This window comes from Limosilactobacillus coleohominis (genome assembly GCF_016901675.1).
Taxonomy (GTDB): domain Bacteria; phylum Bacillota; class Bacilli; order Lactobacillales; family Lactobacillaceae; genus Limosilactobacillus; species Limosilactobacillus intestinavium.
Genome location: NZ_JACJKU010000137.1, coordinates 1 through 1,570, shown reverse-complemented (window position 1 = coordinate 1,570; position 1,570 = coordinate 1). Strand labels below are relative to the sequence as shown.

The window sequence follows — 1,570 nt, the reverse complement described above, 5'->3', positions numbered from 1 at the left end:
CTTGAACACCAATATAGAACAATACTGATGATTCCTTGATTAAAGTAATGAACTCGTTCCCCATCGCAGGTAAAGTATTCCGCAAGGCTTGTGGTAATACAATTTCAAATAGTGTATCATGCCGGCTCATTCCTAATGACAATCCAGCCTCGGTTTGACCATCAGGAATGGAAATAATCCCGGAACGGAAAATTTCAGAAGTATATGCTCCGGAGTTTAATCCTAAAGCGAGGGCCCCAGGGATAATCCGATCAAGGCCTGAACCTAACACCTGTACCTGTGGAATTGGCAGGGACTTAGATAGAATATAGTAAATCAGCAGAACTTGAATCATTGATGGAGTTCCCCGCACAATAGAAACGTAGATTCCAGCAATCCAGTTCAAAATCTTTAGATTAGACATCCGCATTAATACGAGGAGAAGCCCAATTAAGAAACCAATCACTACCCCAATGATTGAAATCACAAGGGTCAATTCTGATCCTTGAAGGAACATCGGCCAGTATTTGCCGAGAAAATCAAAGTTTAACATCTTATCTCATCCTTTACTCACTTATTGTTCGAATCAATTATTTACCAGATTGTTCTTGCAATTGTTGTGCTTGTTGGAACATCTTGTCTAATTGACCATTCTTTTGCATCTTGGTAATTTCAGCATTGACCTTCTTCTTCAACTTTGGTTCGTTCTTTGGTAATGCAATGCAGATTTCCCGTTGTGACTTTGGAACAGGTAATTTCACTGGAGCAATTGCGTAGTCGTTAGGGTACTTCTTAACATATTCTTCAGCAACCTTTTGTGCTAAAACAACCCCGTCGAGCTTGCCGCCCTTCAATTCAGTGGTCAAGCTAGTAACTAACCCTTCACTAACAATGTGTGCTTTGGTCTGGCTCTTACCAACGTTTTCTTGAATAGAACCTTGTTGAGCACCAAAGGAAGCACCCTTTGTACTGTCCTTAGTGGTGTACTTGTTAGCATCACTCTTCTTTACCAAAAGGGCTTCAGATTCAGTATAGTATGGCTTTGAGAAGTCAACAGCTTTCCGCCGTTGCTTAGTAGCGGTCATTCCAGCCATAACCATTTGGACCTTGTTGTTTTGCAACTCACCAATTAAGGATGAGAATTGCATGTTTTGGACCTTTAACTTAACTCCCATGTCTTTGGCAATTTGGTTAGCAACCATGATGTCAAATCCGTTGTAAGTTTTCTTACCATTTTTAACTACTGGGAATTCAAATGGTGCAAAGTCTGCTGAAGTCCCCATCGTTAAAGTTTTTTCACTTTTAATCTTATTATATGCAGTGTTATTTTTAGCACCACAACCAGCTAATCCACCAACTACCATTAGTGCCACGGCACCAACGGTTAAAAGTTTTTTACTAAACTTAAATTTCATGATTGCTCCTCCTTGATAAACTCTGTTCCATGAATAATAATTGTATAAGTTTTGAATACAACCAGTATAATACATTAATTATTCATAAAATGCAACTAAATATGTAAAAAAATTCGTTAAATTGGATAATACTCACTTTTGTGTGAATATATTCAATTTAACGAATGCTTTTATTC

Annotated in this window: 2 protein-coding genes; both read right to left on the bottom strand. The window is 38.2% G+C overall.

The window, feature by feature from the left end:
* Positions 1-532, bottom strand: a 532-nt coding sequence (locus H5975_RS08015) for an amino acid ABC transporter permease (RefSeq protein ID WP_204785600.1), incomplete at its 3' end; no start/stop codon positions are given.
* Between the two features lie 37 nt (positions 533-569).
* Positions 570-1,394: a transporter substrate-binding domain-containing protein gene (locus H5975_RS08010; RefSeq protein ID WP_204785599.1), complete on the bottom strand. Its 825-nt coding sequence runs from the start codon at positions 1,392-1,394 to the stop codon at positions 570-572.
* Positions 1,395-1,570 lie beyond the last annotated feature (176 nt).